Below are 15,079 nucleotides of genomic sequence, written 5' to 3'. Positions count from 1 at the left end.
AGTTAGTTTTTAGTTGAATTTTCGTCCTCGTCTTGAGGAGGATCGCTATGCAAGCGTTTGTCTTGGTCAAAGTAGGCTTTTAGGTTCTCCTGAAATTTGATTTGTGCTTTTAGCCCCATACGATGACCAAAAAATGCACCTGTACCAACTGCCACTAAAAGCATAGGTACATAAATTGCGGGCGAAGTTGCAGTTCCATCCTGATAAATATTTACCCAAACAGCAGGTGGAATTAAAGTAAAGATCGCAAACACATATGGTGCCACTGTTGGACCTTCTAAGCGCCTCATAAATCTTCTGCTGGTGATGGTCACCATATTCATGTAAATCAATCCGAAAAAGAAAAATAGAATGGTTCCTAAAGTGGTTCCATCGTTCACTTTAGTTAGCAGATCGGAGGTTATCAGCGTAAAAGCTCCGGAAATAATAAGTATTCCGGTTAAGTAAAAAATAAATCGGGGGAGGTTATTCAAGGCCTGTTGTTAGTTTAGCTGTTCTTAAAAAAAGAGAGTACAGAATATTGTGCGAAAAATCTATTTTTGAAGCCAGTTTAACGGATTTTGATAATCTTTATGGCGAACCACAAACAATAGGTTCTCTCCCAGCGGTGATTGAGCAACTCCGGAAAGTCCTATTCTATCCCCTGAATTTAAAACCTGGTTCTTTTGTACATCAATCCTACTGAGATTTCCATATGCTGTGTAGTACGATCCGTGCTTGACAAATACTACATCTCCAAAACCACTGATAGGCGATATTTGAGATACATAACCATCTGAAACAACCTTAACTGAAGCGGCAGGATCTGTAACAATATTGATTCCCAGATATTCAGTTACTGTACCATAAACCGGGTTTCTGGTTCTCCCAAAGTTTTTTGAAACCGTTTTACTATTCACCGGCCAAGGCAAAGTGCCTTTAGCAGCTGCAAACATGCGTTCATTGTCCAGCAACATTTCATTGCTTACGGCAGCATCCCGAACTAAAGATTTAGAGTATTTAGCCACTTCTCTGTTTCTGATATTTTCGTCGGCAATTTCTCTTGCTCGGGCTAATTTTATTAAACGCTCATTTTCCAATTCCTGAATTCTTTCTGCTTCTGCAATCAGATCTGTAAATGCATTTTGAAGAGCTTCTTTCTGCTGTCTGCTTTTGGTGAGTTCCGCAACCAGATCTGAGCGCTGACTACGAATAGTTTCAACGGTTTGCTTCTGCTGAGATCTTTGCCCATTAAGAATTTCTTTTTCGCTTTTTATCTCCTGAAGTACCACTTGATTTCGATTCAAACTCTGGCGCAGGTCAATCTGTATCTCATCAAGCTCGTTTCGCCTTCTTCTTATTTGTTCAGCTTGTTTTGCTTTTTGCTCTTCAAATTTCTTCAGATACTGCGCCCTGATCAACATTTGGTTGAATGATCCGGAAGTAAGTAATAACTCTAAATTAGAAGATCTGCTGTTTTTATAAGCGAACAACAATATCTTTTTATAATTCTCAATAAGTACTTTTAGTTCTTCCTGACGAATTCCAATTTCCTGCTCGGTTAAATTTATTTCTTCCTGAATTTGCTGCTGTTCTTTGGTCAGGCTTTCGATTTTGTCGTCTTGTAATGCAATCAATCCATTTAAACTCTCGTATTGTCTATAAGATTGATTGAACTTTGCTTCCGCTTCAGCTACTCTTTTTTGATAGGATTTAATACGGGCATCCAGCACATTGATCTCTGCTCTGGTGTTATTCTGTTTACTCAGAATTTCTTTTCTCTTTTCATCATACGTTTGCGCTGAAAGAGTCGCAGTGCAGCCGATCAGAAATGTAAGTAGTATTAAAATTCTTGACTTCATAATCGTTCAACTTTTATATCATCAGGAATATCAATAATAAGGTTTAGTTCGTCCGGATTCACTTCAAGTGATCTTACCTGAAAAACCACTTGTGAATTCCTGTCTGCACTTAATATGGTGATTTTTCTGGGCAAAATGTAGCCTTTAATCTCTCCATAGCTTTCATAGGTTAATGAAGAATATGGCAACCCCGAAGACCTGGCTTGTTCTACATAACTAACGGTGCCGGTTTTCTTGTTGATTCGTGCAATGCCTTTGTTATAAAACCCCAGTATATATTCAGAATCGGACTGAAGGATTTTTTCTACATCTTCGATCTTTATTTTAAAATTCATCAGATCTAACAAGTTTACTGAAGCCAACTCATTCAGGTTGGTCATTCGCCCATCCTGCACTGATACCTTTTGGGCATATTTATCAATCTTATTATAAATGAGAATGGAATCAGCATCCACCAACATACTCCCTCCTGTAATTCCAATCCGGTTTTTAAAAGTCAGTAGACTTAACACAGTATCTGTCTCGAAATCAATAGTTATTCTGTCGCTGTTTCCGGGCTCACTCACAAGAGCTCTTCCTTTACCTTTTGCCGAAACAAGATCTCCTGAATAATTAGGTATTCTGTCAATGATCTCATTCAACGGAATAGAAACAGGATATAACTCTTCATCATTTGTAAGATTCTTAGAAGAAGTACACGAAATAAGAAGCAGCACAATAGCTGCCAATAAGTATTTATGAGATAGTAATTTCACTCTTGAGTTCTTTCTTTTAAATAAGTCAGGGATGGATCCTTTTCCAAAGCTTGTCTCCACCATTTTTTTGCTTCATCAGGCTTGTTCAGTTTATCATAAACATCTCCTAAATGTTCCAAAACTTCTGCACTTGCCGCTTCATCGTCCAGATCGATAGATGCTTTTATAAATCTTCGGGCTTTTTCAAATTCTCCTGTTTTATAAAATATCCAACCCATAGTATCTAAATATGCCGCATTATCAGGATCAAGTTCCATTGCTTTTACTGCAAGCTCAGCGGCTCTGTCCAGTTTTTCTCCACGAACAGACAAGTTGTATGCATAGTTATTCATCGCATTGTGATTTTGAGGATCATAGCGCAATGCTAATTCATATACCCGGTCGGCTTCTTCGCTGTTTTTAAGATTACTCTGTGCGTCACCTAATGTTGAATACACTACAGACTTAAATGGTTTTCTTGCAGGAGCTCTTGAAGCTCTTTCCAACCACTTTACAGCTTCTTGATTTTCATCACTCAGCAAATATGCAGTTCCTAAAAAGAATTGAATAAAAGAATCTTCAGGTACATTACTATCTGCTTTTAGTCCAACTCGCTGTGCTTCTTCTAACTGGTTTTCACTAAGTAATAATTGAAGCCTTAACCTCCACGCTATATCATCCTGTGGAAGTAATTCATTCCCTTTTTCTAATTTTTCTAATGCTTTTTCTGTTTCTCCAATTTGAGAGTAGTATTGTCCTGAAAGTGTAAAAGCCGGACCATATTCCGGTGAGGATTCTGTAAAAGCGTCCAACGCCCAACCAGTTTCTCTTTTTAACTGTTCATTTAAAGGACTTTCCTGTTGCTTACGGTATAAGAATTGAGCCACTCCGACTTTCTCATCAGGTTGTATAACCTTGTCACTTAAAAACGTTCTGATCAAAGTTCCGGCGCTATCCCACTTTTGATCTTCAATAAAAATCCCCGCCAGATTCATTAACGATTGAGGATCCCTTGCATTACGAGTCAATGCTTCATTGAGAACCTTTTTTGCGTTGTCATCTTTTCCTGTTCTTGAATAGTATTCGCTCAGTAAATTAAGCGTATTCAGATTGTCGGGATCGATGTCTCTTAACGATTCAAGCTGTGTAATTGCAGAATCCCTTACACCCATTGCTTCGAAATTTCTGAATTTCATTAAATAAACAGAGCTTTGTGGACCTGTTAACTTTAAAGCACGATCTAAAACTTGATTACTCTTTATATATTCTCCGTAATCCTGATAGGTATCCGCCAGCATAAACAGCGCGTTAAAGTCGCCCGGATAGTATTCAAGCAGTGTATTTAGCTCTTCCAAAGTTGCAGTATTTTCTCCGGCTCTTCTGTATATCTGTGCTAATTTAAACCTGTACCATTTATTCTCGGGTGATTTCTCTACTGCTTCTTTTCCATAAAGCGCCGCATTGGGGAGGTCTTCCATTGCAAAATAAGTATCTGCAATAGCGTAATTGATCCCTGCTGAAGATCCGAGTTGTTTTTCAGCCTCGATCAGAAGCTCCAGAGATCTTTCATAGTCCTGATTTTCAAATGCATCTAATCCCTGAACATACGCTTGCGTACCCGAAACCTTAGATTTTGGTTGAACCTGAGCTTTAGAATTAACCGCAATCCCAAAACTGCATAAAAGTAATATGTGGAAGATCTTTTTCATCGATTATATCAACGTGGAGTATAACGGGAAAGTGCGATTTATGCTGAATTGATTACAGAATTTAAAATACACGTTTCCCAAAGATATCAACAGATGTATTACAAATAACTCCCTTCAAAATATTCTCCTTTTTAATCCCACATCTGCTCTCCAATTCTTCTCTTCTTTTTGTACATTCCTTTTGTTAGCAAAATCAGCTTAAGAATGTCAGAAAACTACCGCGCACTTACCAGAAAATATCGCCCGCAAAATTTTGAGGATATTGTTTCTCAGGATCACGTAAGCTCTACGTTGATGAACGCCATCAAACAAAATCGTTTATCACATGCTTATATGTTCTGTGGACCGCGTGGTGTTGGAAAAACAACAATGGCTCGGGTTTTAGCCAGAACCATCAATGAAATTGATAACAGCGTGGATGGTGAATCGCTCAACCAAACACTGAATGTGGTTGAGATGGATGCCGCATCAAACAACAAAGTGGACGATGTTCATCATTTGAGAGAAACCGTTCGGATTCCTCCTCAAAATGGTCGCTACAAGGTATTTATTGTTGATGAGGTTCACATGCTTTCTAAAGCTGCGTTCAATGCTTTACTAAAGACTCTGGAAGAACCTCCTGAGCATGCTATATTTATTTTTGCGACCACCGAGCCCCACAAAGTTCTTCCGACTATTCTATCACGCGTTCAGCGCTTCGATTTTAAACGCATAGCTGTAGATGAGATCGTAAGACGACTCCGGAAAATTTCAGCAGATGAAAATATTTCTATTGATGACGAGTCTCTTCATGTGATAGCAAAAAAAGCTGATGGAGCGCTGAGAGACGCGTTGGGTTTGATGGATCAGGCCATTGCTTTTTGTGGAGACACCATTACACACAATGAGTTGGTTCAAGCCTTAAATGTAGTTGGCACTGATCGACTGTTTCAGTTTATGAACTGTGTAAAGGAACATGATGCCGATCAGGGTCTGGAGTTGATCAATACGTTACTTCAGGAAGGTTATGATATACAGGAATTTTTGATCGGACTTACCGAACATCTGAGAAACTTGTACATCGCCCATCACAGTAAACAACTTTACATGGTCGAGGCTTCAGAAGAAACAAAATCGAAATACAAACAGTTTGCTTCTGATTTTTCCAGAGATGACCTGATGCGCATGTTGCATTTAGTTTCTGAAGCGCAGATCAAGATCAAAGATGCTAATCAACCTCGGATCCAATTTGAGATCACTCTCCTTAAGCTCATTCATATGGAGCGTTCCGAAAGCCTTGCTAAACTATTGTCCGATCTTGAGGAAGTAAAAAAAAACTCTAAGAACTTAGCCTCTCTTTCTTCTCCGGAATCTAAACCTGCTGTTCAGGAGAAAAAGAATGAAGACCCTGCTACTGAACCGGCTAAAGAAAATGAAAACGCACCTGCTGAAGAGTCTTCATCAGTAGTTAAAGAAGAACTTCCATCTTCTGAACAAGAACCGGAGGCGACAAAAGTAATTGATGACGAATTTGATATCGGAACACCCGCTTTGCAAACCAGGTTTTCACAAGTAAATGAAGCGAGCAAAGAAGAAGTAAAAACCGAAATTAAAGTTGAAGCTACAACTCAGCACTCTCAAGAAGCTAAGAATTTACAGATCGAAGACATCAAAAGTGCATGGCCGGAGTTTATTGATTCTTTGAATGGATCTGTGTCTTCAATTTTAAAGATGCAAACCGAACGTGCTCTTCCTGTAAAACTGAAAGGGACTGAATTGTCATTAGAATGTGACAATCAGTTAGCAAAGACCATGTTGGACGAACAAGCAAAGGAATTGGCAGGAAAATTGCATGAATGTATTGGAGTGGCGCTTCGTTTTAATGTAGAAGTGTCACAGAAAATTAAACAAACTAAGGCTCGAAACCCTTACGAACGATTTAAGGAGATTCAGCAAAAAGATCCGATGATACGTAGTTTGGTAGAACGATTTGGAGCAGAGTTAGAATATTAGTTTAAATAAGATTTAAGATAAAAGACGCAAGATTTAAGACACGACATCTTAGATTAAGAATACTAGTTTTTCGTGTTTTTGTGGCTTAAATAAGTAATCAAAAAATTCAACCAAAATTTTTAGTTATGAGTGATTTTAACATGGCCGATATGTTCGGCAAAGTTCAGGAAATGCAAGCAAAAATGCAGGAAAGCCAAGCCAAGTTAGCTGAAGTGATCGTAGAAGCTGAAGCAGGCGGCGGAATGGTAAAAGTAAAAGCTAACGGGCTTCGCCAAATTCTTTCCATCAAATTTGATGAGGATGTTATTGATCCCAGCGACAAAGAAATGCTAGAAGATCTGGTTGTAGCCGGTGTTAACAAAGCTCTTGAACAAGCGGATGAAGCTGCAAAGTCTCAGATGCAGGAAGCTTATAAAGGAATGATCCCCGGCGGTGGAATTCCCGGAATGGACCTTTCTAAGTTTGGACTATAATAGAATGAAAAATGAAAGATTAAAAATTGGCCCTCCCAATCCTGATTTTTCATTTTTAATCTTTAATTTTTAATTCCCTTGCAGATAACCTCAGAATATTTAGAACGAGCTATTGAACAGCTTGCAAAACTCCCGGGTACGGGCAGGAAATCGGCTCAAAGAATTGCCATCCATTTATTAAAACAGAATGATGAGTATGCCCTCAGGCTTGCAAATGCGATCATCGACCTGAAAAATAAAGTAACTCGCTGTGAAATTTGTGGAAATGTAAGCGATAACGATCCATGCAATATTTGCGAAAACGCAAAAAGACAAAATGGTAGCATCTGTGTTGTGGAAGAATTCAATGACGTCTATATCATTGAAAAAACAAACGAATTTCGGGGACGGTATCATGTTTTAGGTGGAGTGATTTCACCAATGGATAACGTGGGTCCTGACAACATTCGAATTCAGGAGCTACTAAAGCGTGTTGGCGGCGACGAAGAAATTACAGAAGTAATTCTGGCGCTCAATCCTGATGCTGAAGGCGAGGCTACTTCGTACTACATCAACAAGTTATTGTTGCCTTATGAAGTTAAAGTAACTCGAATTGCTTATGGTATCCCTATGGGAACAGAGCTTGAATTTATTGATGAAGCAACCCTCAGTCGCGCCTTTGCCAGCAGAAACAGCTTTTGATTTACAACCACAGAGCGCACAGAGTTTCTATGTTATATTTCTCAACTTTCAGCTTATTTTGTGTTCCTTTGCGGTTTATTAAACAAAAAATGTAAATACAGTGGAGTTTTTGCATTTTTGTGGGTTCCTTTAATATTGAATAAAAATTTAATCCATCTGATAACCTAAATAATTTCAAGAATGAAGAAATTAATCACTTTGCTTTTACTGGGATTCGTTTCCCTGAATATTTCTGCTCAACACACTTATTGGCAGCAGGAGATCGACTACAAAATGAATATTGACGTTGATGTAGACAAACATCAATACAAAGGAACTCAAAAGATCGTCTATACAAACAACTCACCTGACGAACTAACCAGAGTTTATTTTCACCTCTATTTTAACGCTTTTCAGCCCGGAAGTATGATGGATGTTCGGTCCCGAACAATTGAAGACCCGGACGGAAGAGTAAGAGACAGAATTTCTAAGCTTTCAGAGGATGAGATCGGATATCAAAGAATTAATTCCTTAAAGCAAGATGGTAAGGATGTTAAATTTACTCATGACGGCACCATTTTAGTTGTTGAATTGAACAAGCCTATTAAATCGGGAGCTAAAACTACTTTCGATATGAAATGGGATGCACAAGTACCTCTCCAGATCCGTCGTTCAGGTTGGAGTAATTCAGAAGGCGTTGAGTTTTCAATGAGCCAGTGGTATCCAAAAATGGTTGAATATGATTACACCGGATGGAACCCGAATCCATATGTCGGAAGAGAATTTCATGGAGTTTGGGGAGACTTCGATGTGAAGATCACTATCGATCAGGACTATGTAATTGGAGGAACCGGGGTTCTTCAAAACCCAAACGAAATTGGCCATGGTTATGAAAAACCGGGAACTAAGATAAACCGAAAAAAGCCCGGCCCTATCACTTATCATTTTGTTGCTGAAAATGTGATCGATTTCTTCTGGGGCGCTGATCCGGATTTTGTTCATACCACCGCTCAGGTACCAAACGGACCGAAACTTCATTTCTTTTATCAAGAAACCGTAGACAAAAATGCTACTCCTGAAGAAAATGCCGCTTATAAAAAGCATTGGGAACAACTTCCTGAACTAACCGTGAAGGGATTTGAGTATGCAAGTAAGCATTTCGGAAAATATCCATATCCGCAATTTTCTACAGTTCAAGGGGGAGATGGTGGAATGGAGTATCCAATGGGTACACTTATTACAGGCGGAAGGTCTCTGGGTAGTTTAATTGGCGTAACTGTTCATGAATTTTATCACAGTTGGTTTCAGGGAGTTTTGGCTACAAATGAAGCTCTTTTTGCATGGATGGATGAAGGATTCACAAGTTATGCTTCAGCAGAAACAATGTTGCATATTTTTGACAGGGAATCAGATTTTCCATACGCCGGTTCTTATCGTGGATACTATGGTATCGTTAGATCAGGGTTAGAAGAGCCTTTGACAACTCATTCAGACCACTTTAATACAAACAGAGCTTACGGAGCCGCAGCATATTCAAAAGGAGCTGTTTACTTAGGACAGATGAGTTATATAATCGGTGATGAAACATTCAGGAAAGGAATGCTGAGTTATTTTGATACCTGGAAAATGAAGCACCCAACTGCTGCTGATTTCCTAAGAGTTATGGAAAAAGAATCCGGCATGGTTCTGGACTGGTATAACGAGTATTTCGTAAACACTACAAAGACCGTTGATTACGGAGTCCGCGCTCTTGTTGGTGATGAAAACAAAACCGTGATAGAACTGGAAAGAATTGGTTTAATGCCAATGCCTATAGATATTTTGGTTGAATACACTGATGGAAGTTCTGAAATGTTCTATATCCCACTCAGAATTATGCGTGGTGAAAAGCCTGCCGAAAATGACCTGAAAAGAACCGTATTGGAAGACTGGCCATGGACTAACCCAACCTATACTTTTGATATTCCGGTTGCGGGCACTTCAGTAAAACGTGTTTCAATTGATCCATCTCAGCGTTTAGCTGATATAGAACAATCCAATAATTCTTTTGATGTTGAGGGAATGATTAAGAAATAAACCGTATTTTATGGTATAGGCATCAAGCAGATTGTTTGATGCCTTTTTTATTTATAAAAGCTCTAAAAAAATTATGTCAACAAAAGACTACGCGGCACTTTCGATAGAAGCACATAAAAAAGCTCGGGGAAAAATCTCAATAGAGCCTAAAATGCCTTTGGATACTAAAGATGATCTTAGCATCGCTTATACTCCGGGTGTAGCCGAACCCTGTCGGGAAATAAGTAAAGATGTAGAAAAAGCTTATGATTATACAGCTAAAGGAAATTTGGTTGCTGTTGTCAGTGATGGTTCAGCGGTACTAGGCTTGGGAAATATCGGCCCTGAGGCAGCACTTCCTGTTATGGAAGGGAAAGCTGTTCTATTTAAGAAATTCGCAAATGTTGATGCGGTTCCTATAGTATTAAGCACTCAAAATACTGAAGAGATCATTACAGCGGTAAAAGCAATTGCACCAACTTTTGGAGGAATAAATCTCGAAGACATTTCTGCTCCCCGTTGTTTTGAAATTGAAGAACGACTAAAAAAAGAACTTTCTATCCCGGTGTTTCATGACGATCAGCATGGAACTGCCATTGTTACTTTGGCAGGAATGTTTAACGCCTGCAAGCTGACGGGAAGAAAACTCAAAGACCTTAAAGTAGTTATAAATGGCGCCGGAGCTGCGGGTGTTGCCATTGTAAAATTACTATTCGAAGCTGGTGTCAAGGAAGTGATTATGTGCGACAGCCGTGGAATTATACACAAAGGCAGGACTGATCTGAACGACACCAAAAAGAAAATGTCTAAACTCACCAATAAGTCTAATGTTACCGGTGATCTAGAAGACGCGATAAAAAATTCGGATGTATTTATAGGAGTTTCCGCTCCCGGAGTTTTAACACAGGAAATGGTTAAAACTATGACCAAAGATCCTATCATTTTTGCCATGGCTAATCCTACACCTGAAATAATGCCGGATGAAGCCAGAGAAGCAGGAGCCCGAATAATTGCCACAGGTCGTTCTGACTTTGCTAATCAGATTAACAATGTGTTGGCATTTCCTGGCTTGTTCAGAGGAGCATTAGACGCCCGAACAAACAATTTAACCTCTGCTATGTTCATAGAAGTTGCTAAAGCAATTGCTGACAGTGTGGAAGATTTATCTGAAGAAATGATCATCCCAAGTCCTTTTGATGATCGTGTTCCCGGAAGAGTTGCCGAAGCGGTGAGGAATTTTAAGAGTTAGTAGTTTAGTTCCTTGGCTTAGGTCATTCCTTTAGATGCTATGGAATTCACTTACAAAAATTGTCCTGTTTATAATCATGACGATTTCAGAAAAAGCTTCCAACTATACCGACCTTTTGATTATTTCACTAGCTCCATCACCCCGCTTGCAGCGAAATGATGGATAGCTACTTCTCCGCCTGTCGGGCTTTGCTCGGCTGACGAATTTTGTTTGGTACAAAAGTACATGAACATGTATAAATTACTAGATGGTTATTAGAAACCCGGGGATAAATCCCCTTCTAGCTTATGTTCTTGTCTTAAACTCGTACATAAACAAGCAAGGACTTTAGTCCTGCGATTAACCTTGCAACAAGTAAAGGAATCAGACTTACTTTTCCGTCTTAAATACTAAGGGTGAACGCTTCTATATCTATCATTACTAAACCGTCGACAAATAACCTGACATCTACAGGAATGACCCTTAATTAAAATAAACTCCGCTGTTCCTGGTCTGATTTTTGTGCACGCTCGATGGTTGGATCTTCACGAAGTTCGAAATTATTGAGCATTTCAGGCATAAATCGTTTTTCATAAATACGGCGAGCGATTCCATGAAGAGCTTTTTCTCCGCGTGGTGTAATAGTCAAAAAACCGCCTTCATCTTCCAGAATGAATCCAAACGACCGAAGGTCATTCACGATCAGATAAGCAAGTTTTTCAGTAACTCCTGAGCTTTTTTCAATGATCTCCCGATGAGGAGCTTCATCCTGAGCCATATATAATTTCCCTAACACGTTCAGCTCAGCTTCCGTCATTGGAAAACCTTCGCTGCCTTTAGTTAGTAAATTATCCCAGGTTTTTTGCGAGTAATGAAGTCCAAACCAGTGTTTTCCTTCGCGAAGTAAATGATGAGTTACTGCGCATGCAAAGTGCTTGCCCGGATCAGCTTTTTTGGGCTCCCCTCTGGTTCGAAAAAGATTCACCATTGAAGCCAGATCCAACTCCTGTATGTTGGGCGGATATTTAAAATAGAAATTACTTCTCTTCTGCATGATCTGGTTATATATAACCCGTTACCATTTAGTACCAACAGAATATGCTGAAATTAAATCAGCTAGACCAATAAAATTTTTCTCTAACCAAAGTCATTCCTGCGGAGGCAGGAATCTGGACCTGCTTTCAGATTTATTAGCTTTAAAGAAATTTAGATCTCGGGCATGCGCCGCGAGATGACTAATTCTGTTCAGGTTAATACTTACTGTTCACCGATCGACCCGACATTTAAAAGACGAATCGTGTTAAAATTAAAAAATTCCAAACTCTAAACGAGTCTGCTTTATACGATTGTTATGATTCTACCGACTTGTGTATTGGACGACCTGAGAGAATTAGAAATGCTATAAAAAAAGGGACTGATGAAGCAATACTAATTTCTGAAACTTCACTCATCGCTATTAATCCAACAATTGATAATGACATAAGGAAAGAAAATATTAGAAATACACTTAGTCGTAGCATTTGCTTTTTTACCTTTGCATATAGCGTTTCTAACAATAAAAGTAATATTCCTGGCCACCCGAGTATTAATAAAATATTACTTAGGCACAGCGAGAAATCTTCCATAAAGAAAGGAACTGCTATAAGCATAATTCCAATAGTTCCTACTCCATGTCCTGCTCCAATAATCACGAGATTAAAAAAGCCAAAAAGTATAAAACCTGACTTTATAGGTATTTGTCTTCTAGATTTACTCATATGGAATTAAGAAGTATAACAAATAAAAGAACTTCAATGGATATTGGGTATTGGACATTCAATGTTGATTATTGAATCTCAGCCTTTCTCAGCAATCAAAGCTACTGCTTCATCCAACGTAAACTTCTCCGGTTCTGTACCTTTCGGTAATCCAATATTCTTTTTGCCGTGTTTGATGTAAGGTCCATATCGACCGTTCATAACTTTGATCGGTTTTTTTGTCTCCGGATGTTCACCAAGATCATTCAGCTCAGAGCTTTTTCTTGGAGCTCCTTTTTGCTTCAGTAATTCTACGGCTCTGTCTAGTTCTACTTCAAGAACGCTGTCATCTTTGGGCAACGATTTGAATTTACCATCATGAACTACATAAGGACCGTACCGACCAACACCTGCTTTCACCACTTTTCCGTCTTCAGGATGTTCACCAAGGTTTCTTGGAAGTTCCAGTAATTTCAATGCCAAATCCAGATCAACATCTTCCGGCGTCATTCCTTTTAAAAGTGAAACTCTTTTCGGCTTTTTATTTTCTTCTGTCACTTCTCCCAATTGAACATATGGTCCGAATCTTCCAGTCAATAAAAACACCGGAAGTCCTTCATCAGGGTGTACACCAATTGGCTTGTCTTCTTCTTCAGAAAGCTTGATAAGTTGCTCTAATTTTTCTGCAGTAACATCACTAGGATTCAGATCCTGAGGCAACGAAGTAGAAACTTCTTCACCATCTTTTTCCATTTTAGCGTAAGGACCATATCGACCTACCGCAACCTGAATACCTTCTAATCCTTCAAGTGGAAGATCCAGTAGTTTAGCTTTTTGAGCATCTATCTTGTCTTCCTGTTTATCAACCTGTGCTCTAAGTCCGTTTTCTCCTTTGTAGTAATCGTCCAGATATTCAACCGGATCTTGAGTTCCGTTTGCAACTTCATCCAGTTTGTCTTCCAGGTTTGAAGTAAAATCACTATCCACCAGATCAGGGAAATTTTGCTCTAATAAAGAAGTAACCGCAAAAGCAGTAAACGAAGGAATTAACATCTTGCTTTCGTTTTTAGCATATCCGCGATCCTGAATCGTACTTATAACCGTTGCATAGGTACTCGGTCTACCAATTCCTCTTTTCTCCAGCTCTTTCACCAAAGTAGCTTCTGTATATCTGGCCGGAGGCTTAGTTTCATGAGAATTAAATTCAAGATCCTGAAGATCTGTACCATCACCAACTTTCATTGCAGGCAAAAACTTTTCCTGAGAATCTAATGCTGCTTCAGGATCATCACTTCCTTCTACGTAAGCACGGAAGAATCCGGGGAATAAGATCTTCTTACCACCCGCTCTGAAATCGGCAGCAGTTCCGTTGTTCTTGGCCGTGATCGTTACATTGGTAAATTCCAATTCGGCTTCTGCCATCTGAGTTGCAATGGTTCTCTTCCAGATCAGATCATATAGTTTTAGCTCTCTGTCTTTTAATCCTGACTTTTCAGGAAGAATAAATTTTGAACCTGATGGACGAATAGCCTCATGCGCTTCCTGAGCAGATTTGCCTTTTTTAGTGTAAGTACGAACACGATCAAATAAATAATCTTCACCGTATTGGTCTACAATTCCATCCCTTGCAGCTGTAATTGCTTGCGAGGACAGGTTTGTAGAATCGGTTCTCATATAAGTAATAAAACCTTTCTCGTACAATTTCTGAGCAACGCTCATGGTATCACGTGCCGAGAAGTTGAACTTTCTGTTTGCTTCCTGCTGAAGTGTTGAAGTAATAAATGGAGGCGCCGGATTTCTTTTCTGAGTCTTTACATCAACATTGGTAACTGACCAGTCTGCATCCTTTAATTGTTCAACAAGATCTTTGGATTTGGCTTCATCAAGTAATACAACAGAATCCGGCTTTTTGAGCTTTCCGGTATTCTCATCAAAATCTTTACCGCTTGCTAATCTCTTCTCATTTAAGTGAGTCAGGTCCGCGTTGAACTCGTCGTTCTCTCCGCTTTTTTGAAGTACAGCTGAAAGATCGTAATACGTACCACTTCTGAATTTCATACGTTCGCGCTCGCGCTCTACCAACATTTTTACGGCAACTGACTGTACACGTCCTGCAGATAAACCCGGTGAGATCTTCTTCCATAATAACGGAGAAACGGTATATCCCGCTAATCTGTCCAGAATTCTTCTGGTTTCCTGAGCATGCACCAATTTCATATCAATATCGCGCGTGTTCTCCAACGCATTCAATACTGCTTCTTTGGTGATCTCGCGGAATGCCATCCTTTTAACCGGAACTTTTGGTTTCAGAACTTCCAGCAAATGCCATGAAATTGCTTCTCCCTCACGGTCCTCATCCGTTGCAAGGATCAATTCATCAACATCTTTCAATTTGTCCTTTAGTCTCTTTACGATCTTCTTCTTATCCGGCGGGGTTACGTAAATTGCAAAATATCTGTCATCCGGATTGATGCCTAAAGTTGCCCAGCTTTCCTTTTTATATTTGGCAGGAATCAATTTTGCTGATGATGGCAGATCGCGAATGTGACCCATAGAGGAATCCACATCGTATCCTTTAGGAAGATATTTACTGATCGTTTTCGTCTTTGTTGGAGACTCTACTATTACGAGACTTTTCATACTCTTTCTTT

At 39.3% G+C, this 15,079-nt stretch carries 12 protein-coding genes; 5 read left to right on the top strand and 7 right to left on the bottom strand.

From position 1 onward, the window contains the following. Nucleotides 1–2: 2 nt before the first annotated feature. From A8B79_RS10595 to A8B79_RS10580, 4 genes are read right to left on the bottom strand one after another with little or no spacing between them, the layout of a single operon-like run. Nucleotides 3–473: a hypothetical protein gene (locus A8B79_RS10595; RefSeq protein ID WP_066222151.1), complete on the bottom strand. Its 471-nt coding sequence runs from the start codon at nt 471–473 to the stop codon at nt 3–5. A gap of 60 nt (nt 474–533) precedes the next feature. After that, complete coding sequence (locus tag A8B79_RS10590) at nt 534–1,841, bottom strand: murein hydrolase activator EnvC family protein (RefSeq protein WP_066222149.1); 1,308 nt, start codon at nt 1,839–1,841, stop codon at nt 534–536. Then, on the bottom strand, nt 1,838–2,596 hold the full coding sequence (locus A8B79_RS10585) for a DUF4292 domain-containing protein (protein ID WP_235603671.1): 759 nt from the start codon (nt 2,594–2,596) through the stop codon (nt 1,838–1,840). The genes A8B79_RS10590 and A8B79_RS10585 overlap by 4 nt, the downstream gene beginning before the upstream one ends. Beyond that, nucleotides 2,593–4,284, bottom strand: coding sequence for a tetratricopeptide repeat protein (locus tag A8B79_RS10580; RefSeq protein ID WP_066222146.1), 1,692 nt, complete (start codon nt 4,282–4,284; stop codon nt 2,593–2,595). The genes A8B79_RS10585 and A8B79_RS10580 overlap by 4 nt, the downstream gene beginning before the upstream one ends. A 204-nt stretch (nt 4,285–4,488) precedes the next feature. Here A8B79_RS10580 and dnaX point away from each other — a divergent pair, with 204 nt between their 5' ends. From dnaX to A8B79_RS10555, 5 genes are all read left to right on the top strand, one after another. Next, the gene (gene dnaX, locus A8B79_RS10575; protein WP_066222143.1) at nt 4,489–6,276 is read left to right on the top strand and encodes a DNA polymerase III subunit gamma/tau; all 1,788 of its coding nucleotides are present in this window, start codon (nt 4,489–4,491) and stop codon (nt 6,274–6,276) included. Nucleotides 6,277–6,401: 125 nt separating this feature from the next. Further along, nucleotides 6,402–6,749, top strand: a complete 348-nt coding sequence (locus A8B79_RS10570; RefSeq protein WP_066222141.1) for a YbaB/EbfC family nucleoid-associated protein — start codon at nt 6,402–6,404, stop codon at nt 6,747–6,749. Nucleotides 6,750–6,827: 78 nt separating this feature from the next. After that, nucleotides 6,828–7,430, top strand: coding sequence for a recombination mediator RecR (gene recR, locus A8B79_RS10565; RefSeq protein WP_066222139.1), 603 nt, complete (start codon nt 6,828–6,830; stop codon nt 7,428–7,430). Between the two features lie 180 nt (nt 7,431–7,610). Continuing rightward, nucleotides 7,611–9,485 (top strand): M1 family metallopeptidase, encoded by a 1,875-nt coding sequence (locus A8B79_RS10560; protein ID WP_066222136.1) that lies wholly within the window; start codon nt 7,611–7,613, stop codon nt 9,483–9,485. Nucleotides 9,486–9,558: 73 nt separating this feature from the next. Continuing rightward, complete coding sequence (locus A8B79_RS10555) at nt 9,559–10,713, top strand: NAD(P)-dependent malic enzyme (RefSeq protein WP_066222133.1); 1,155 nt, start codon at nt 9,559–9,561, stop codon at nt 10,711–10,713. 466 nt (nt 10,714–11,179) lie between these two features. On the opposite strand, the gene A8B79_RS10550 is transcribed toward A8B79_RS10555, so the two are convergent. From A8B79_RS10550 to topA, 3 genes are all read right to left on the bottom strand, one after another. Beyond that, entirely contained in the window at nt 11,180–11,746 is a 567-nt protein-coding gene (locus A8B79_RS10550) for a hypothetical protein (protein WP_066222129.1), read from the bottom strand. A gap of 295 nt (nt 11,747–12,041) precedes the next feature. Next, nucleotides 12,042–12,449: a hypothetical protein gene (locus A8B79_RS10545; RefSeq protein WP_066222126.1), complete on the bottom strand. Its 408-nt coding sequence runs from the start codon at nt 12,447–12,449 to the stop codon at nt 12,042–12,044. Nucleotides 12,450–12,527: 78 nt separating this feature from the next. Next, entirely contained in the window at nt 12,528–15,068 is a 2,541-nt protein-coding gene (gene topA, locus A8B79_RS10540) for a type I DNA topoisomerase (RefSeq protein WP_066222123.1), read from the bottom strand. Between the last annotated feature and the right edge of the window lie 11 nt (nt 15,069–15,079).

It is taken from the genome of Balneola sp. EhC07, from assembly GCF_001650905.1.
In the GTDB taxonomy this organism is placed as follows: Bacteria; Bacteroidota; Rhodothermia; order Balneolales; family Balneolaceae; genus Balneola.
The sequence above is the reverse complement of the archived record's forward strand: the minus strand, read 5'-3'. Positions and strand labels throughout refer to the sequence as shown.